The organism is Pseudomonas sp. NFIX49, from assembly GCF_900115915.1.
Taxonomy (GTDB): domain Bacteria; phylum Pseudomonadota; class Gammaproteobacteria; order Pseudomonadales; family Pseudomonadaceae; genus Aquipseudomonas; species Aquipseudomonas pharyngis.
This window is the reverse complement of sequence record NZ_FOYE01000009.1, coordinates 101,393-120,787: the sequence shown is the minus strand read 5'-3', so window position 1 is coordinate 120,787 and position 19,395 is coordinate 101,393. Positions and strand designations below refer to the sequence as shown.

Sequence of the window (19,395 nt, the reverse complement as noted above, 5' to 3'; positions counted from 1 at the left end):
AGGTTTTTACTGATGTCAGAGAGAAGGCGACACGCGCATGGAGCTTAGCAACCAATACGATCTGGCCAAGATTTCAATCATTCTGGGCTCGCTCGCCAGCGGGCAAAACTGGGTCACCCATGCTTATGAGCAATCCAGGGCTTTTGATATCCAGGAAGTGCAGTGCGCGTTCTTTCAGGGTGAGGAGCGTCTTTTTATTGCAGCAAACCCACGTGAGCACACGGGTGTCCTCAATATGCTCAATCGTTGCGGCGTCACCAATCTCAGCAGCCTGATGCAACTCTTGTATAAAGCGCACAAGATTTTCAGTGCACCGAGTGTGACCTTGCACTCGCTGGGTATGGCGTACTTTTACTCGGCCCAGGATCGAGACGGCTACAGTGCCGTCCACGCCGTCAATGCATCATTCAACCCCGCCCCCCTGACCGCAGAACAAACGACCAAGATCAAAAAAATTGTCGATATTGAAACAAAGCTGCCAAAAGACATCGAGGCTCCGCATGCCTGGCTGTATAAAAAACTGGCGGGCAAAAGCATTGATCCCAAGAAACTGAACACCACCACCGGCAGCCTTCACCTTGTGACTTCGTTAGCCAGCATCGGTACACAAACCGTCAACGTGATCGAAAACAATGAAGAGAACGTTCACGCTGAATTGGCGCTGCTCAAGTTTTTTACGAAGGGCATGGTCGAGGGTCATTTTTCAAAGAGCAAAATCTTCCTCGGTGGCAAAAAAGCCGCCTGTGAGAATTGCCAGAAATGGATTGATAACTACAAGAGGATTCTCGTGAACGGCGCCTCACTTCATACCCCGGAAGATGCCCGTCCATCGACTACCGCGACCGACTCCACCTGCCCTTCAGAGTTCATACCAGCCCTCGTGGCGCCTGGACTGTGCAAAGTCGACACCGCTAATCCTCGTTTCAATCTGCTGTTTAGCGGCAACAGAGTGGATGCAGTCACCTGGCCGGCGCCCGTTGTCACCGTGCCCGTGGCCGTCGAGGTGTAACGGTCGACGGGAAATTAACGGTTTTTCCCCTCCAGCAGTGCAGTGACTGCTATCTCATGTTCAACGAGTGCGAAGGAGTGCGTATGTACCGGACTGTTCTATATCGAGGCACCACTGAACTATGGGAGCAGGCTGTTATTGAAGCCAGCCTGCCGCCGATCAATGCCCCGATTGCCGTAGGCAGCTATCTGCAGAAGGTAAAGATCATCAAACCCAACCTGGAAAACGAAATACGCACCCGGATCGCGCAAAAACCTTGTTCTACATTGCGCAGCGGCAAGGAAATCATCCTCGGAAATGTTCCTGTCCCGTTAAATCAATTGAACGCCCAGCAGATCAATCAAGAGATTGTTGCTCGGGTGGGTGTGGAAACGGCTTTCGGTACGCCCAATTACTACAGTCATTTTGTGCCGTGCGGGACTTACTCCGGTATTTCCGAGAATTTCGGTCACGGTGGTTACTACCGGTTCGAGATTCAGGGAAAGATTTACGGCCCCACCCTGCAAGACATCGAAGAATACGTCGCCGAACGCCATACGCTGCCTTCCTATGTCATCCCGTTGTTTCGGGGCGGCAGTAACGAAGTGCTTGCCTATACCGGAAGCCTGATTACTTCGGTGGTTTTGATGCGCGGCAGCGATGTGTATCGAACGGTTCTGAACTCACTCGATTAGTCGTAAAGAGCTTGCAGAAGGAGCGTTGCATGTACTCGATCATGATCTGGAATACGCAGCACTTCGATAATCAGCGGGCCAAGCTTTCCAGCGCGTATTCGGATAAAAAGCAGTTTCTGGACTATTTCATTCAGCAAAAGAAGCCAGACATTATTGCTCTGTTTGAAGTGGGCAAAACCGGATCGATCAATGAAAGTCTGGTCAGCGACTTGATGGGCAGCTACACCCTCGCCTCAGTGCTCGCGCAGGAAGGAGGCAAGAAGAAACACACCACTCTCGGTTCCATGGTGCTGATTCGCGATGCCATCGCCAAAGAGTTCGACGATGTCACCGAGCGTTACATTCTGTCGGACACCGAGCAACGCGCACCGCTGATCATTCGTCACAAAGCTTCAAGTTATGGTTTTGCGTTCTATCACGCCAACGCGTCCTACATGGCACCCGGCAACATTCTCGACACCATCGGTTTCATCGAAAGCAACGCCGATAACCTGGGTATCAAACAGTTGCTGTTTTTTGGCGGCGATCTGAACGTGAATGCCGTCGAAGGGCCCGAGACAATGCTCGGCATGAGCAGATTGCTGCCCAAAGGTGCCGGCTATACCCATTTGAGCGTACGTAATGTCACCTTGCAGCGGGCGACCAACGAACTGCGCCTGCGCCAGGAATTCGGGCAGGACATGCACCATACGCCGCATTCCTATCTCGACCACTACATGAACATGGAAGCCATCGAGCGTTGCGAAATACTGCCCATCCTGCTGATGCTCGACTACGCCTATGTTCATGCCCCACACGCTTGGGAGGCAAGCTGCGACGGTAGCGTTCAAATCGAAAGCGACATGGATGGAAACACCGTCAGCATCGCGCCGCGCTGCCTGGGCCAGGCCATTCGCAGCGACCATTTCCCGGTGCTGTTCACGCTCAAGGCTACACTCGAATAACTCTCGTAAAGGTCGTTCAATGCCCCGTTCCACCGACAGCAACACTACGCTCTCCCTCACCGCCACCTCGCTGTCGGCGCTTTACCCTGATTCGCTGTCCGGCGACGAAACGCTGAACGTTCTGGGCTCGCAAACCCTCAACGGCCTCAACGACGGCACCACTCTCACCCTGACCACCGCCATCGCCACCCACGTCACCACCACCCTGCAAAACGACGCCCAGCTCCGTCCCTTCGACGCTTTGGTCGCCGAGATCCGCCAGCTCCCCGCCGACGCGACCGCCGAGCGCTATCAGCTGGTGCTAAGGCCATGGCTTTGGTGGCTGACCCTGGCCAGCAACAACCGCGTATTCCAGAACCTCGCCACTTCAGACATCGTCACGACGATTTTCAAGGCCCACGGCTTTACCGACTTCAAGCTGTCGCTGACCGGCAGCTACACCCCACGCGAATACTGCGTGCAGTACGGCGAGACCGATTTCGCCTTCGTCTCGCGGCTGCTGGAGGAGGAAGGCATCTTCTGGTTTTTCACCCACGACGAGGGTAAGCACACGCTGGTGCTGGGTGATAGCAACGATGCATTCGTGCAGATCCCCAACGGCCCGAAGGTCAAGTATCTGGGTCAACAAATGGGTGAGCGTGAGTTGCACGGCATCCGCTCAGGCCAGGTGTGTCTGCAAGCGGTGGCCGGCGTGTACAAGGCAACGGATTACGAATTCACCACGCCGACCACTTCGCTATACGGGCAGGCCGAAGCCGTGGCCGGGCCGCGTTCGATTTATGAACATCCCGGCGGTTACAACGCCAAGGCTCGGGGCGATGCGTTGACCAAGCAGCGGGTCGACGGTTTGCGCAGTGAAGAGAAACGCTTCGTCGGCGAGAGCGATTGTCGCTGGCTGATTCCGGGTCACTGGTTCACCCTCGACGGCCACGAAGATGCGACCCTGAACATCGATTGGGTCGTCACTCGGGTGACCCACGACGCCAGCCACGAAAGCTATCGCAATCGCTTCGAAGCGATCCCCAAGGCCACGCCATTTCGTCCGCAACGCCTCACACCAAAACCGCGCATGCATCCACAAACCGCCGTCGTGGTCGGCAAGTCCGGCGAAGAAATCTGGACCGACGAATACGGTCGGATCAAGTTGCAGTTCCCCTGGGATCGCGACGGCAAGAACGATGAAACCAGTTCCTGCTGGGTGCGCGTGGTGCTGCCCTGGAGCGGCAAGGGTTTCGGCATGCAGTTTGTGCCGCGCATCGGTCAGGAAGTCATCGTGACCTTCATCGACGGCGACCCGGACCGGCCGCTGGTCACCGGTTGCGTGTACAACGGCGACAACGCCCTGCCCTATGCCTTGCCGGCGAACCAGACCCAGTCGGGGATCAAGACTCAATCGTCCAAGGGCGGTGGCGGGTTCAACGAGCTGCGTTTCGAGGACAAGAAAGACGCCGAAGAAGTGTTCCTGCAAGCGCAGAAAGATCTGAAGATCAACGTGCTCAACGACACCACCGCCACCGTCGGCCATGACGAAACCCTCACGGTACAGAACGCCCGCACCCGCACGGTCAAGGACGGCGATGAAACCGTGACGCTGGAGAAAGGCAAACGCAGCGTGACCATCCAGACCGGCAGCGACAGCCTCGATGTTAAGGACAGCCGCACCGTGAAGGTCGGCGCCGACCAGAACCACAGTACCGGCGGCAACTACACCGACAAGGTCACCGGCGATTACAGTCTGACGGTGGATGGCAACCTGACGATCAAGGTCAGCGGCACCCTCACCCTGCAAAGTGGCGGCAGCTTCACGATCAAGAGCGGCGCGGATCTGGCGACTTCGGCCAGCACCTCGATCACCCAGAAGGCCGGCACCGCCATGACCAATCAGGCCGGTACCTCGCTGGACAACAAGGCCGGGACGACGCTGACCAACGACGCCGGTATCAGCCTGACCAACAAGGGCGCGGCTTCACAGACCGTGGACGGCGGCGGCATGCTGACCATCAAGGGCGGACTGGTACAGGTCAACTGACAAGGAGAAGCCATGGCAATCACACTGCTGGACCTGCAGCAGGACGACAAACACCTCAAGGGGCGTCTGCAGGACGGCCAGCTCGACGGCCCGTTGAATATCAAGGATGACGGTCGCCCGCAGGCAGATCTGAATTACAGCCAGGGCGAATTGCAGGGTACGTCCCTGCTCTATCACCCCAACGGCAAGGTCTCGGCGCAGATGCCGTTCGTGCGCGACAAGCTGCAAGGCATCGCCAGTTTCTACGCACCCGAGGGCTGGTTGCAGCGCAAGGCCACCTACCGCCGCGGGCTGTTGCATGGCGAGGCGTTCAACTACTTTCCCGACGGAAAAGTAGCGGAGGCCGAGTTCTATCGCGATGGCGTGCGTGAGGGGCGCTATCAACGGTTTCATCCCAATGGCAAACCGGCGGTGGATGCGCGCTATCTGAATGGACAGTTGATGGAACCGGAACAAGGATTTGCCGAGGACGGGCGGCCGCTGGATGCCGATGGCAAGCCGATTTCCCGGATGCGCTGGTGGTTGCGCAAGTGGACGGATCCACAGCAAGCCTGAATCAGGGAATCAACATCTGCATCTGCCCCGGCATCACGATCTTGATCACCCCCGCCCAGTTGCATATCAATGTGCTGTTGGCATCGATCGCCGGCATCCCGCCCAGCAGCAACGTCGGAGGGCCGCCGGGAATCCACGGCGTGGCGGTAGCGGGAATGCATGGCATCGGCGTCAACACGCCCAATGCCGCAGCCGTGGCAGCGGCGACCATCGGGTTGGCCATGCTCATGCACATGCCGAAGGTGGTGACGTTGACCAGCGGAATATGATCCATGATGTTCGCCGCCGGCATCCCGCCGGTCAGCGTGCGGTTGACCGGCAGCACGTTGAGCACCGCCGGTGCGGCGCCGAAACTGCATTGCAGGGTGGCGCTGGCACAGACTTGCGGGCAGCCCATTTCAAAGCTCCTTTGTGAACAAGGCATCTGCGCTAAACCTTAGTCGCCAGCGGCCTGCCGCGCACATTCCCAAAGGTGATTATCGTCCAACACGCTAACCTATAAGACCGAACCGCGCTTGTGACCGCCCGAGCGCGCCATTAGATTAGCCAATGATGTCTGGCCTCCAAAATAAGCAGAAGGGATAAGCATGGCGCTTACTGACCAGTCCACCCGTATCCGCTCTGGCGAAGAACTCGATGCCAGCCTGATCGATCCGTACCTCAAGGCGCATATTCCGGGCCTGACCGGCACACCGCAGATCAGCCAGTTTCCCGGCGGCGCGTCGAACCTGACCTACCTGCTGGAATACCCGGACCAGGAATTCGTCCTGCGCCGTCCGCCGTTCGGCCACAAGGCCAAGTCCGCCCACGACATGGGCCGCGAATTCCGCATCCTCAACCAGTTGCGCGACGGTTTCCCGTATTGCCCGAAAGCCTACGTGCACTGCACCGACGATTCGGTGATCGGCGCCGAGTTCTATGTGATGGAACGGGTCAAGGGGATCATTCTGCGCTCGGACCTGCCGCCGGAGCTGGGGCTGGATTCGGCGAAAACCGAAGCCCTGTGCAAGAGCTTCATCGACCGTTTCGTCGAGCTGCACCGGGTCGATTACAACGCCTGCGGCCTCGGCGATCTGGGCAAACCGGAAGGCTACGTCGCCCGCCAGATCAAAGGCTGGAGCGAGCGTTACGAAAAAGCCCTGACCCCGGACGCACCGCACTGGGAACAGGTCAAAGCCTGGCTCAACGACAAGATGCCGACCGATCACCCGACCTCCAGCATCGTCCACAACGACTACCGCTTCGACAACGTCATCCTCGACCCGAGCAACCCGATGCAGATCATCGGCGTGCTCGACTGGGAACTGACTACCCTTGGCGATCCATTGATGGATCTGGGCAACACCCTCGCCTACTGGATCCAGGCGGACGACCCGGCGCCGGTACAACTGATGCGCCGCCAGCCAAGCCACGCCCCGGGCATGCTGACGCGCCGCGAATTCGTCGATTACTACGCCGAACGCTCGGGCATCCAGATCGACAATTTCGACTTCTACTACACCTACGGCCTGTTCCGCCTGGCCGGCATCGTGCAGCAGATCTACTACCGCTTCTTCCATGGCCAGACCCAGGACAAACGCTTCGCGCAGTTCATTCACATGAACAAACTGCTGGAGCAGATGAGCCTGCAGGTCATTGCCAAATCCAGCCTCTGATGACGGCGTTATAACAAGGCTTACTACAAGGGAATCCCATGTCCAAGACTCAGTTGTTCGACCTCGACGGCAAGATCGCTTTCGTCTCCGGCGCCAGCCGTGGCATCGGTGAAGCCATCGCCAAACTGCTGGCCCAGCAAGGCGCACATGTGATCGTTTCGAGCCGCAAACTCGAAGGCTGCCAGCACGTGGCCGACGCCATCATCGCCGCCGGCGGCAAGGCCACAGCAATCGCCTGCCACATCGGCGAAATGGAGCAGATCAGCCAGGTCTTCGCCGGAATCAAGGAACAGTTCGGCCGGCTGGACATCCTGGTCAACAACGCCGCGACCAACCCGCAGTTCTGCAACGTGCTGGACACCGACCTTGGCGCCTTCCAGAAAACTGTCGACGTGAACATCCGCGGCTACTTCTTCATGTCGGTGGAAGCCGGCAAGCTGATGCGCGAAAACGGCGGCGGCAGCATCATCAACGTGGCCTCGATCAACGGCATTTCGCCGGGGATCTTCCAAGGAATCTATTCGGTGACCAAGGCCGCCGTGATCAACATGACCAAAGTCTTCGCCAAGGAATGCGCGCAGTTCGGCATCCGCTGCAACGCCCTGCTGCCGGGCCTGACCGACACCAAATTCGCCTCGGCCCTGGTGAAAAACGACGCGATCCTGAAACAGGCCCTGACGCAGATCCCACTCAAGCGCGTAGCCGACCCAAGCGAAATGGCCGGCGCCGTGCTGTACCTGGCGAGCGATGCGTCGAGCTACACCACCGGCGTGGCGCTGAACGTGGACGGCGGCTTCCTGTCCTGATCCGCCTCTGACGCAAAAGAAAAGGCAGCCCAGGGGCTGCCTTTTTCATGCCTCCAGAACCTTCGGCAACTGCCAGCCAAAATGCACCGACAACAACCGCAACAACAGACACGCCGCCCCCGCCAGCAACGCGGCCGCCACCGGCGGCACGCCCAGCCTGCGCCCGACAATCAACACCGCCGCGCCGACAAACGCCGAACTGGCATACAAATCCGCCTGCAACACCACCGGCACCCGCGCCAGCACAATGTCACGCAGCACCCCGCCACCGACCCCGGTAATCGTGCCCATCAACATGGCCACAAACGGCGAGATCCCGAAATTCAACGCCTTCTGCGCCCCGGCCACGGCAAACAGCGCCAATCCCGCCGCATCCAGCACGATCAGCGTCGAACCGGACCAGCCCAGCACCCGCTCATGAAAAACAAACGCCACCCCGCCCATGGCAAATGCGAGCGCCGGATAGCGCCAGTCCGCCACAGCCTTGGGCGGCGTGGCACCGATCAACAGATCACGGGTCACCCCGCCACCGAGCGCGACAATGAACGCAATCACCATCACCCCGAGCAGATCTAGCTGACTGCGCATCGCCGCAATCGCGCCTTCCACGGCGAAGACTGCGGTGCCAACCAGATCGGCCACCAGCACAATCCACTCGACCCGCGCCTTTAACGGCGCCCGGCTTATTGAGTGACGCAACGGGTCTTGGTGATGTGTCGAGTCACTTGCCCGTCGGCATAGGCATCACCGGCGACCTCGGTATTTTCCATGACCTGACAAGTGCGCTCAGGTGGCGGAGGCGGTGCTGCCGGCGGAGGGGGTGGAGGACTGGCACAACCACTGAGCAGCACCAGACCGAAAGCCGACAACAACGAAGCACACACGCGTTTCCCAGGATTGTTCATAGGATGACCCGCGATGAATGGAAGAAAACTCCCGTCGCCGAGCAGAACAACGCCCGGCTATGGAAACCGAACCACTCATTCCTTATAGACCAGTGGACTGCAAGTGCCAGTGAAATGGCTCGAACTGGCAGGATTTGCTGTCGATTTTCGGAATGAGTCGACTGATCAATCGCCACCGCCGACAAGCCATCACCTATAGGTGAATGTCAGATTGGGACGCAGAGCGTCCCGGGCTGCATTCCCACGCGGAGCGTGGGAACGATCAAACAAGTCGGCTTAGCGCTCTTCACCACTCACCACGATGAGCGTTAGCTCGAGCACCGCTTTTGATCGCAGGGCCCGTCGGCAGGCTGAGTGGAGGGATTGATCCGGGGGGTGGGAGCGCAGCGACCGTTTGGCGAAGCCAAACACATCGAGAGGAGGTGCAGCGAAGCAAACCGGAGGCGATGCCCCCGGATCAATCCCGGAGCGAAGGAACCCGAGCCACAGCGAGGGCCGTACGTCAGGGTAAAGCCTTTTGGGTTACCTTTTCGGCGTTTGGAAAAGGTGACTCGCCGTAAGGGCGAAACCGCCAGCGGCTGCACCCGAAGAACCGGATATTCACCCAAACCGAACAAGAACCTGGTCGGCCCAGAGGCCGCCAAGTTCACCCCGGCGTTCGCAACGAATTACTCTCAAGCTCATACCGCAACTCATCAACCAAAGCATCCACCGCCTCCGAAGTACGCAACGCATCCAGACTCAACCCACTAATCACCAGATCAACCTGCCCTGAAGCCGGGTGATACAGCTTCACCGTAAGCGAATGATCCCCATCCACCACACACTCACAAGCCAACGGCGAAAAACTACGCTCAAGTTGCGCCCGCAACTGCGTCAGATAAATCATTGCGCCAGCTCCGAAAATCGACGCAACACGCCAGGTTCAATGACAAACAACACATTCATGGTCTGATCCAATAACAACGACGGAAGGGACACGATCACGAACGAAACCCGCATCGCACCCCACCAGCCTAAGAACAGCCTGCCTTGTCAGACACCCGAATTTGCACCCCATGAACTAGTGCATTTGCACCTTACCGCTGCCCCCGGCTGCTCCCCGAGAACAACCCCCGTTCGCGGGCCCAGACAATCGCCTCGCTGCGGCTGTGCACATCCAGCTTGGAATAAACCGTCGCCACATGATTGCGCACTGTATTCGGCGCCAGTTTCAACCGTGCAGCAATTTCCTTGTCCGCCAGCCCCTCGCAGATCAGCCCCAGAACATCGCGCTCGCGGGCGGTGAGATCGGTGAACGAAACGCTGGGCAACTGCGGCGAGTTGATCTTCTTCACATTGGCCAGCTTTTCGATCAGCGTGCGGCTGAACCACGACGCATCCTTCATCACCTCTTCAATCGCTGCCACCAGTTCAAGCTCAGTGTGCTTGCGCTCGGTGATGTCCATCAGCACCAGCAGATAGCACACCGTGTCCTGGATGTTGACGGTGTCAGCGGACACCGCGCACTCCAGCACTTCGGCGTTTTTCTTGCGGATTCGCATATCGGCGCGATCGACCCGGCCGGTCTTCTCCAGCGCCGCCAGCAACCGGGCGCGCTCAGCCTGTTCATCGATGAAGTCCAGTTGCGCGACGGTCTTGCCGAGCACGTCGTCGCTGTCGTAAGCCAAGGTATCGAGGAAGGCCTGGTTGACATCGATCAGCCGCTGCTCGTCGGCACTGCAAATCAGGATCGGCACCGGCGTCAGGCGAAAGGCCTTGGCGAACCGCTCCTCACTCTGGCGCAGGGCGACCTCGGCCTTGTGCCGTGGCTCCATGTCGACGAACGAAAACAGCATGCAGTCTTCGTCGTTGAGCACCAACGGCTGGCCGGCGACGATAACCTGTTTGCTGCCACCGTCCGGCAGACGCAGTTCGGCCTGCATCTGCGGAATGGTCGCGACATCACGCAGGCGCTGGATCGCCAGGTCCTTGCGCTCGGCCCGTTCTAGAATATCCAGCTCATAGGTCGAGGCGCCGATCACCTGATCGCGGGCGTAGCCGGTCATTTCCAGAAACCCCGGATTGACCTTGATGTAACGCAGGTCGCTGAGGCGGCAGATCACCGCCGGCGCCGGGTTGGCATTGAAGGTTTTTTCGAAGCGTTGCTCGGCGTTGGCCCAATCGGTGACGTCGCTCATGATCAGCACCAGCGACTCGACCTCGCCATCGCGATCGGTCAGCACCATGCTGCGCACACTGTGCACCCAGGTGCGTTCCTCGTCACTGCACGGGGAGACTTCGACCAGCACGTCGCTGAAGGTTTCGCCGGCGGCCACACGGCAGATCGGGTACTGCTCCGGTGCCAGCGCGTGGTTGTTGCGATACCGCAGATTGAAGCGCTCGGCATATTCCCCGGCGTTGTTGCCCAGCTCGCCGATGCGGCTGACGCCATGCATCGTCAGCGCCGCTTCGTTGGCCCAGAGAATCGTCTGGTCGATCTCCAACAGAATCACCCCGTCAGACAGCCCGGCAATGATTTGTTGCAACTGACGGCGATTGGTTTCGGTGGTCAGGACGTCCCGGCTCATTGATTCTCCACAAGTTCGCGCATGTGAAATTTACGACCGCGGACGGTTGTGATCGTGCCAACCACGATTGAGCGTTGACTATTCGCGCCTCGCGGCTTTCTCGTCTAACGTTAGTACCTCGACGGATTGTGCCCGCGCCTGCGGCCGGGCATCTGATCAAGGAGAGACAAAAATGACGAGCGACCGTATTACCGAACGGACCTATCGCACGTGGTCCACACCCATTCTGTTGGAGCTGAAAAAGCGCGAACACCAGATGGACCCGGCAGAGCGGCAGGCACTGGAAAACGTGATGATCGAAAGAAGGCTGTTGAACATCGGCAGCCCGGATGGCAAGGAACGGCGCAAGGCAGAGCTGAGCCACAAAAGAACAACTTGAGCCGGGTGTCTGTGGCGATCTGCCAGATCGCCACAGTCTCTTGACTACCCAACCCTGGCTTTACGCCGCGCGTTGCTTGCCCGCCACCGCCGCCGAAGCCGCCAGCATCGCCCGCAGCAACACCGCACACCCGGCCGCCAGATCATCCGGCGCGGCGTTTTCGATTTCGTTGTGGCTGATGCCGCCTTCGCACGGTACGAAGATCATCCCGGCCGGGCCCAGTTCAGCGAGGAAAATCGCGTCGTGGCCGGCGCCGCTGACAATGTCCATGTGCGACAGGCCCAGACCTTTGGCGGCGCCGCGCACGGCTTCGACGCAGCCTTTTTCGAAGTACAGCGGCGGGAAGTCGGCGGTCGGGGTCAGTTCATAGGTCAGGCCGTGTTCTTCGCAGGTCGCTTCGATGACTTGCTTGACCTCGGCGATCATCGAGTCGAGGCGTGCCGGTTCCAGATGCCGGAAATCGAGGGTCATGCGTACTTCGCCGGGGATGACGTTGCGCGAGCCGGGATAGGCTTGCAGGCAACCGACCGTGCCGCAGGCGTGGGGTTGGTGGCCGAGGGCAGCGCGATTGACCGCGCCGACGATCACCGAGGCGCCAACCAGTGCATCCTTGCGCAGGTGCATCGGGGTCGGGCCGGCGTGGGCTTCGACGCCGCGCAGTTTCAGGTCGAACCACTTCTGCCCCAGTGCGCCGAGTACTACGCCGATGGTTTTCTGCTCGTCCTCAAGAATCGGGCCTTGTTCGATGTGCGCTTCGAAATAGGCGCCGACCTTGTGCCCGCTGACCTTGCGCGGCCCGGCGTAGCCGATGGCGTTCAACGCTTCGCCAACCGTTACGCCGTCGGCATCGACCTTGGCCAGGGTTTCTTCGAGGGTGAATTTTTCGGCGAACACGCCGGAGCCCATCATGCACGGGGCGAAGCGCGAGCCTTCTTCGTTGGTCCAGACCACCACTTCCAGCGGTGCCTCGGTTTCCACGCCGAGGTCGTTGAGGGTGCGCAGAACCTCGACCCCGGCGAGCACACCGAAGCAACCGTCGAACTTGCCGCCGGTGGGCTGGGTGTCGATGTGGCTGCCGGTCATCACCGGCGGCAGGTTCGGGTTACGCCCGGGGCGACGGGCGAAGATGTTGCCAACTTCATCGACCGTGACGTTGCAACCGGCGTCCTTGCACCACTGCACGAACAGGTCGCGGGCCTGGCGGTCGAGGTCGGTCAGGGCCAGGCGACAGACCCCGCCCTTGACCGTGGCGCCGAGTTTGGCCAGTTCCATGAGCGACGCCCACAAGCGGTCGCGGTTGATGTGCTGATGGGTCGATTGCAGAACGTCTACGGCTGCGTTCATGGGGATCTCCTCAGGCAGTTGGTTCCCACGCTCTGCGTGGGAATTCATCCATGGACGCTCTGCGTCCGCTGTGGGGACGCGGAGCGTCCCGGGCTGCATTCCCACGCGGAACGTGGGAACGATCATCTGCTACACCGGTGATTTCACTACCGAAGGCGTCGCACGCATCGCGCACAACCCGTAATAGATCAACCCGCCCAGCGCCGAGCCGGTGAACCAGCCGTAGCTGTAGAACCAGCTGAATGCGCTGCTGCCCAGCGACAGCAGGGTCAGCACCACCGGCACGCCGAAGGCGATGAACCCGGCCCAGTTCCACGCCGGGTACACGTCGTCGCGGTACAGACCGGCCAGGTCCAGTTGCTGTTTCTTGATCAGGAAATAGTCCACCACCATGATCCCGGCAATTGGCCCGAGCAGGCTGGAATAGCCCAGCAGCCAGTTCGAATACACGGTTTCCAGGCTGACATCGGAGACGATCAGCCCAAGCTTCTTCAGCAGTTCATGACCCATCAGCGCCAGCCCGACGAACCCCGTGAGAATCACCGCTTTGGTGCGGTTGATCACCTTCGGCGCGATGTTCTGGAAGTCGTTGGTTGGCGAGACGATGTTGGCGGCGGTGTTGGTCGACAGCGTCGCGATAATGATCAGCGCCATGGCCACCGCGACCCACACCGGGCTCTGGATATGGCCGATCAGCGTCACCGGATCGGAGACGCTGACGCCCACCAGTTTCACCGAAGCGGCGGTCATCACCACGCCCAGCGCGGCGAACAGGAACATGGTCAGCGGCAGGCCGAAAATCTGCCCGAGGATCTGATCCTTCTGGCTGCGGGCATAACGGCTGAAGTCAGGAATGTTCAGCGACAACGTGGCCCAGAAACCGACCATCGCCGTCAGCCCGGCGGCGAAGTAGCTGACCACGCTCGCGCCTTCGGGACGCTTCGGCGGGATCGCCAGCAATTCAGTCATCGACACATTGGGCATGGCCCACACCAGCAACCCGATGCCGACCGCCACCAGCAGCGGCGCCGACAGGGTTTCCAGCCATTTGATCGACTCGGCGCCGCGGATCACCACCCACAGGTTGAGCGCCCAGAAGACCATGAAACCGATCACCTCCCCCGTCCCGCCGAGGGATTTCCAGCCGTCGAACACCGACCCGAGAAACAGGTGAATCGCCAGCCCGCCGAACATGGTCTGAATGCCGAACCAGCCGCACGCCACCAGCGCCCGGATCAGGCACGGCACGTTGGAGCCGAGAATCCCGAACGACGATCGCAGCAGCACCGGAAACGGAATCCCGTACTTGGTGCCGGGAAACGCATTGAGCGTGAGGGGAATCAGGACGATGACGTTGGCAAACAGAATCGCCAGCAAGGCTTCGCCGACGGTGAGGCCGAAATACGCGGTGAGCACACCACCGAGGGTGTAGGTCGGCACGCAGATCGACATGCCGACCCACAGCGCAGTGATGTGCCATTTGTTCCAGGTTCGTTCGCGCACCTTGGTCGGTGCCATGTCGTGGTTGTAACGGGGACTGTCGAGGACGTCGCTGCCGGCTTCGAGTTCGAACAAGCCGTCGCGCTCGGTCACTTGCGATCTGTTCTGTTGCATGGCCGCTCCACTGTTCTTCTGATTATTTTTTTGCTCATCAGGCGGCTGCACACGCAGGTGCGAGCCGGACGATGGCCGGAGGAACTGACAACTTTCATGCACCGGCCATGGTGTCAGCGGCGGCATCAATAAACGTGCCGGGGGAACCGCTTGGCGCTGGGGCCGTGCTTCGATCTTTTTGTAACTGACTGATGTTTATCAGTTTTAATTATTCACCTTGTGAGGCCGCGAAAACTTGACTGAACACTCAGGCTAAATGCCAGGCAAGTTGTCCGAACTGTCAGGACTCAATCTGGTGCACTGCATTATTTTTCTTTAGAACGCATCACCCGCAGCTCAACTTCAAGCGGCTGATTTCACATAGGAAATCTTGCTCATATTTCCAACCTGTCAAGTGCGTCAAAATGGTGAAGTGCCTCACCATTTTGGTGATTTTGTATTTTTATCGTTATTTATCAACAAGTTAAAACAGTCATAAGCTTATAAAAAATAATCTTGATCAATTGCAGAACTGCGACTAGCGTCTATTCCTGACAGCGCTGACAAGATTACGCATCTGGCGCCGCAAACAATAAAACACTAGAGCCGGCACAAGTCGGTCATGCCTGCGAGGAACTCGGAATGTCTCTGTTGATCCGTGGCGCCACCGTTGTTACCCATGATGAAAGTTACCGCGCCGATGTCTATTGCGCCGACGGCGTGATCAAAGCCATTGGTGAAAACCTGGATGTTCCCGCCGGCGCCGAAGTGCTCGACGGCAGCGGCCAGTACCTGATGCCCGGCGGCATCGATCCGCACACCCACATGCAACTCCCGTTCATGGGCACCGTGGCCAGCGAAGATTTCTACAGCGGAACCGCCGCAGGCCTGGCCGGCGGCACCACCTCGATCATCGATTTCGTGATTCCCAATCCGCAGCAGTCGCTGCTCGAAGCCTTTCATCAGTGGCGCGGCTGGGCGGAAAAGTCCGCGTCCGACTACGGCTTTCACGTCGCGATCACTTGGTGGAGCGAGCAGGTGCGGGAGGAAATGGCCGAGCTGGTCAGCCATCACGGGATCAACAGCTTCAAGCATTTCATGGCCTACAAGAACGCGATCATGGCCGCCGATGACACGCTGGTGGCGAGCTTCGAGCGCTGCCTGGAACTCGGCGCGGTGCCGACCGTGCACGCGGAAAACGGCGAGCTGGTCTATCACCTGCAACGCAAGTTGATGGCCCAGGGCATCACCGGGCCGGAGGCGCATCCACTGTCGCGGCCCTCGCAGGTCGAAGGCGAAGCCGCGAGCCGGGCAATCCGGATCGCTGAAACCATCGGCACGCCGCTGTACCTGGTGCATGTTTCGACCAAAGAGGCTCTCGACGAAATCACCTATGCCCGCACCAAGGGCCAACCGGTTTACGGCGAAGTGCTGGCCGGGCATCTGCTGCTGGACGACAGTGTCTACCAGCACCCGGACTGGCAGACCGCCGCCGGTTACGTGATGAGCCCGCCGTTCCGTCCGCGCGGGCATCAGGACGCGCTTTGGCATGGCTTGCAGAGCGGCAATCTGCACACCACCGCCACCGACCATTGCTGCTTCTGCGCCGAGCAGAAAGCCGCCGGCCGCGACGATTTCAGCAAGATCCCCAACGGCACCGCCGGCATCGAAGACCGCATGGCGGTGTTGTGGGATGAAGGGGTGAACTCGGGGCGGTTGTCGATGCAGGACTTCGTCGCCCTCACCTCCACCAACACCGCGAAAATCTTCAATCTCTATCCGCGCAAGGGCGCGATCCGCGTCGGCGCCGATGCCGACCTGGTGCTGTGGGACCCGCAGGGCACCCGCACCATCTCCGCCAGGACCCACCATCAGCAGGTGGACTTCAACATCTTCGAAGGCAAGACCGTGACCGGCGTACCGAGCCATACCGTCAGCCAGGGCCGGGTGGTCTGGGCCGATGGCGACCTGCGCGCCGAGCGTGGGGCGGGCCGGTATATCGAACGGCCGGCGTATCCGGCGGTGTTTGATTTGCTGAGCAAGCGGGCGGAGTTGCATCGCCCGGTTGCCGTGAAACGCTGATCCCTGGATTACCGATGATCGTTCCCACGCTCTGCGTGGGAATGCCTCAAGGGACGCTCTGCGTCCAGTGACGCGGAGCGTCACGGGCTGCATTCCCACGCGGAGCGTGGGAACGATCAACAGATGATCTAACCACTGCCCGACAGAGGCAGAAAACCTCAAATAACCGTGAGGCAAAAAACCGTGATCGAGACCCTGAACCATCTCCCGCACCCGCAAGAAAGTGCGGCCGCCCTCGCCGGCCATTTCACTGATCTGGCGCCGCCGCTCAACGACCGTCAGGCGCATCTGGAAGCCTCGCGCTGCCTGTATTGCTACGACGCGCCGTGCGTGAACGCGTGCCCGAGCGAGATCGACATTCCGTCGTTCATCCGCAATATCCATCAGGACAACGTGCCAGGCGCCGCGCAGAAAATCCTTTCGGCAAACATCCTCGGCGGCAGTTGCGCCCGGGTCTGTCCGACCGAGATCCTCTGCCAGCAAGCCTGCGTGCGCAACAACGCCCACGAATGCGCGCCGGTGCTGATCGGCCTGCTGCAACGCTACGCCGTGGACAACGCGAACTTCACCGAACATCCATTCCAACGCGCCGCCGTGACGGGCAAACGCATCGCCGTGGTCGGGGCTGGTCCGGCGGGTTTGTCCTGTGCCCATCGCAGCGCCATGCACGGTCACGACGTGGTGATTTTCGAAGCGCGGGAGAAGGCTGGCGGGCTCAACGAATACGGGATCGCCAAATACAAACTGGTCGACGACTACGCGCAGAAGGAGCTGAATTTCCTCCTGCAGATCGGCGGCATCGAAATCCGCCACGGACAGAAACTCGGCGACAACCTGACTTTGAGCGAACTGCATCAACAGTTCGACGCAGTGTTCCTCGGCCTCGGTCTCAATGCGAGCAAGCAACTCGGCCTGGCCCACGAAGACGCCCCTGGCCTGCTCGCCGCCACCGACTACATCCGCGAACTGCGCCAGGCCGACGACCTGTCGCAACTGCCGCTGGCCGAGCGCTGCATCGTCCTCGGCGCCGGCAATACCGCCATCGACATGGCCGTGCAAATGGCCCGCCTCGGCGCCCGCGACGTCAATCTGGTCTATCGCCGTGGCGCGGCGGACATGGGCGCCACCGGTCACGAGCAAGACATCGCCAAAGCCAATCAGGTGCGACTGCTGACTTGGGCACAACCGGACGAAGTGCTGCTCGACGCTCAAGGCAAGGTGCGCGGCATGCGCTTCGCCCGCACCCATCTGGTGGAGGGGCGCCTGCAAACCACGGGCGAGACTTTCGAGCTGGCCGCCGATGCGATCTTCAAAGCCATCGGTCAGGCCTTCGACGGCAGCGCCCTTGCCGACCCGCTGGCCCGCGAACTCAAGCGTCAGGGCGATCGAATCCAGGTCGATGAAAACCTGCGCACCAGCATCCCCGGCGTGTATGCCGGCGGCGACTGCACCAGCCTCGATCAGGACCTGACCGTGCAAGCGGTGCAACACGGCAAGCGCGCCGCCGAGGCGATCAACGCTCAACTGATGCTCAAAGTGGAGGCTGCGTAAATGGCCGATCTCTCGATTGTCTTCGCCGGTATCAAAGCCCCCAATCCGTTCTGGCTGGCCTCCGCGCCGCCGACCGACAAGGCCTACAACGTGGTCCGCGCCTTCGAGGCCGGCTGGGGTGGCGTAGTCTGGAAAACCCTGGGTGAAGACCCGGCGGCGGTCAACGTGTCGTCGCGTTATTCGGCGCATTACGGCGCCAACCGCGAAGTGCTGGGCATCAACAACATCGAACTGATCACCGACCGCTCGCTGGAAATCAACCTGCGGGAAATCACTCAGGTGAAAAAGGATTGGCCGGACCGCGCGCTGATCGTTTCGCTGATGGTGCCGTGCGTCGAAGAGTCGTGGAAACACATCCTGCCGCTGGTGGAGGCCACCGGCGCTGACGGCATCGAGCTGAACTTCGGCTGCCCCCACGGCATGCCCGAGCGCGGCATGGGCGCGGCGGTCGGTCAGGTGCCGGAGTACGTCGAGCAGGTGACGCGCTGGTGCAAGACCTATTGCTCGCTGCCGGTAATCGTCAAACTGACGCCGAACATCACCGACATCCGCGTCGCCGCCCGCGCTGCACACCGTGGCGGCGCCGATGCGGTGTCGCTGATCAACACCATCAACTCGATCACCAGCGTCGACCTCGAACACATGGTCGCCCTGCCCACCGTCGGCAGCAAAAGCACCCACGGCGGGTATTGCGGCTCGGCAGTGAAGCCGATCGCGCTGAACATGGTGGCGGAAATCGCCCGTGATCCACAGACCCAGGGCCTGCCGATCTGCGGCATTGGCGGCATTGGCAGTTGGCGTGATGCGGCGGAGTTCATCGCACTGGGCAGCGGCGCGGTGCAGGTGTGCACGGCGGCGATGCTGCATGGTTTCCGGATTGTCGATGAAATGAAGGATGGTTTGTCGCGGTGGATGGACAGTCAGGGTTACGCCAGCATCGCGGAGTTTTCCGGGCGCGCGGTGGGTAACACCACGGACTGGAAGTACCTGGACATCAACTATCAGGTGATCGCGAAGATCGACCAGGAGGCATGCATCGGTTGCGGGCGTTGTCACATTGCCTGCGAGGACACCTCACACCAGGCGATCAGCAGCCTGAAACAGGCCGATGGCACGCATCAATATGAAGTGATCGATGACGAGTGTGTGGGGTGCAATCTGTGTCAGATCACCTGTCCGGTGGCGGATTGCATCGAGATGGTGCCGATGGAGACAGGGAAGCCGTTTCTGGACTGGAATCATGATCCGAGGAATCCGTATCACGTCAGTGCCTGAATGATCGTTCCCACGCTGAAAGAT

17 protein-coding genes are annotated in these 19,395 nt (G+C 60.1%); 11 read left to right on the top strand and 6 right to left on the bottom strand.

Annotation, left to right across the window (positions count from 1 at the left end):
• The first annotated feature begins 37 nt into the window (after nucleotides 1-37).
• From BMZ46_RS24420 to BMZ46_RS24400, 5 genes are all read left to right on the top strand, one after another.
• Nucleotides 38-1,009, top strand: coding sequence for a hypothetical protein (locus BMZ46_RS24420; protein WP_074688789.1), 972 nt, complete (start codon nucleotides 38-40; stop codon nucleotides 1,007-1,009).
• Nucleotides 1,010-1,092: 83 nt separating this feature from the next.
• The gene (locus BMZ46_RS24415) at nucleotides 1,093-1,683 is read left to right on the top strand and encodes a hypothetical protein (RefSeq protein ID WP_074688791.1); all 591 of its coding nucleotides are present in this window, start codon (nucleotides 1,093-1,095) and stop codon (nucleotides 1,681-1,683) included.
• Nucleotides 1,684-1,712: 29 nt separating this feature from the next.
• The gene (locus BMZ46_RS24410; protein ID WP_074688793.1) at nucleotides 1,713-2,627 is read left to right on the top strand and encodes an endonuclease/exonuclease/phosphatase family protein; all 915 of its coding nucleotides are present in this window, start codon (nucleotides 1,713-1,715) and stop codon (nucleotides 2,625-2,627) included.
• Nucleotides 2,628-2,646: 19 nt separating this feature from the next.
• Complete coding sequence (gene tssI, locus BMZ46_RS24405; protein WP_074688795.1) at nucleotides 2,647-4,656, top strand: type VI secretion system Vgr family protein; 2,010 nt, start codon at nucleotides 2,647-2,649, stop codon at nucleotides 4,654-4,656.
• A 12-nt stretch (nucleotides 4,657-4,668) separates the two neighbouring features.
• A complete protein-coding gene (locus tag BMZ46_RS24400; RefSeq protein WP_074688797.1) occupies nucleotides 4,669-5,211 on the top strand; it encodes a toxin-antitoxin system YwqK family antitoxin in 543 nt (180 codons plus the stop codon).
• A 1-nt stretch (nucleotide 5,212) separates the two neighbouring features.
• On the opposite strand, the gene BMZ46_RS24395 is transcribed toward BMZ46_RS24400, so the two are convergent.
• Nucleotides 5,213-5,608 carry a DUF4280 domain-containing protein gene (locus BMZ46_RS24395; RefSeq protein ID WP_039767186.1) on the bottom strand — a complete coding sequence of 132 codons (396 nt, stop codon included), beginning with the start codon at nucleotides 5,606-5,608 and terminating at the stop codon, nucleotides 5,213-5,215.
• Nucleotides 5,609-5,798: 190 nt separating this feature from the next.
• Between BMZ46_RS24395 and BMZ46_RS24390 the strand changes: the two genes are divergently transcribed.
• Entirely contained in the window at nucleotides 5,799-6,866 is a 1,068-nt protein-coding gene (locus tag BMZ46_RS24390) for a phosphotransferase family protein (RefSeq protein ID WP_074688799.1), read from the top strand.
• Nucleotides 6,867-6,904: 38 nt separating this feature from the next.
• Entirely contained in the window at nucleotides 6,905-7,672 is a 768-nt protein-coding gene (locus tag BMZ46_RS24385; RefSeq protein ID WP_039767192.1) for an SDR family oxidoreductase, read from the top strand.
• 45 nt (nucleotides 7,673-7,717) lie between these two features.
• Here BMZ46_RS24385 and BMZ46_RS24380 read toward each other — a convergent pair whose 3' ends face one another.
• The 3 genes from BMZ46_RS24380 to BMZ46_RS24370 form a co-directional block, all read right to left on the bottom strand.
• On the bottom strand, nucleotides 7,718-8,314 hold the full coding sequence (locus tag BMZ46_RS24380) for a trimeric intracellular cation channel family protein (RefSeq protein ID WP_254778409.1): 597 nt from the start codon (nucleotides 8,312-8,314) through the stop codon (nucleotides 7,718-7,720).
• A 909-nt stretch (nucleotides 8,315-9,223) separates the two neighbouring features.
• On the bottom strand, nucleotides 9,224-9,466 hold the full coding sequence (locus BMZ46_RS24375) for a DUF1652 domain-containing protein (RefSeq protein WP_039767197.1): 243 nt from the start codon (nucleotides 9,464-9,466) through the stop codon (nucleotides 9,224-9,226).
• A gap of 190 nt (nucleotides 9,467-9,656) precedes the next feature.
• Nucleotides 9,657-11,147, bottom strand: a complete 1,491-nt coding sequence (locus BMZ46_RS24370) for a helix-turn-helix transcriptional regulator (RefSeq protein WP_074688802.1) — start codon at nucleotides 11,145-11,147, stop codon at nucleotides 9,657-9,659.
• A 172-nt stretch (nucleotides 11,148-11,319) separates the two neighbouring features.
• Between BMZ46_RS24370 and BMZ46_RS24365 the strand changes: the two genes are divergently transcribed.
• The gene (locus BMZ46_RS24365) at nucleotides 11,320-11,526 is read left to right on the top strand and encodes a hypothetical protein (protein WP_039767201.1); all 207 of its coding nucleotides are present in this window, start codon (nucleotides 11,320-11,322) and stop codon (nucleotides 11,524-11,526) included.
• A 60-nt stretch (nucleotides 11,527-11,586) separates the two neighbouring features.
• Here BMZ46_RS24365 and BMZ46_RS24360 read toward each other — a convergent pair whose 3' ends face one another.
• Nucleotides 11,587-12,870 (bottom strand): Zn-dependent hydrolase, encoded by a 1,284-nt coding sequence (locus BMZ46_RS24360; RefSeq protein WP_074688804.1) that lies wholly within the window; start codon nucleotides 12,868-12,870, stop codon nucleotides 11,587-11,589.
• A gap of 129 nt (nucleotides 12,871-12,999) precedes the next feature.
• The gene (locus tag BMZ46_RS24355) at nucleotides 13,000-14,484 is read right to left on the bottom strand and encodes an NCS1 family nucleobase:cation symporter-1 (protein WP_074688805.1); all 1,485 of its coding nucleotides are present in this window, start codon (nucleotides 14,482-14,484) and stop codon (nucleotides 13,000-13,002) included.
• A 621-nt stretch (nucleotides 14,485-15,105) separates the two neighbouring features.
• Between BMZ46_RS24355 and hydA the strand changes: the two genes are divergently transcribed.
• The 3 genes from hydA to preA all read left to right on the top strand — a co-directional run bounded on the left by hydA (nucleotide 15,106) and on the right by preA (nucleotide 19,371).
• The gene (gene hydA / locus BMZ46_RS24350) at nucleotides 15,106-16,545 is read left to right on the top strand and encodes a dihydropyrimidinase (protein ID WP_074688807.1); all 1,440 of its coding nucleotides are present in this window, start codon (nucleotides 15,106-15,108) and stop codon (nucleotides 16,543-16,545) included.
• A 183-nt stretch (nucleotides 16,546-16,728) separates the two neighbouring features.
• Nucleotides 16,729-18,096: an NAD(P)-dependent oxidoreductase gene (locus BMZ46_RS24345; RefSeq protein WP_074688809.1), complete on the top strand. Its 1,368-nt coding sequence runs from the start codon at nucleotides 16,729-16,731 to the stop codon at nucleotides 18,094-18,096.
• A complete protein-coding gene (gene preA / locus BMZ46_RS24340; protein WP_074688810.1) occupies nucleotides 18,097-19,371 on the top strand; it encodes an NAD-dependent dihydropyrimidine dehydrogenase subunit PreA in 1,275 nt (424 codons plus the stop codon).
• Nucleotides 19,372-19,395: the final 24 nt, after the last annotated feature.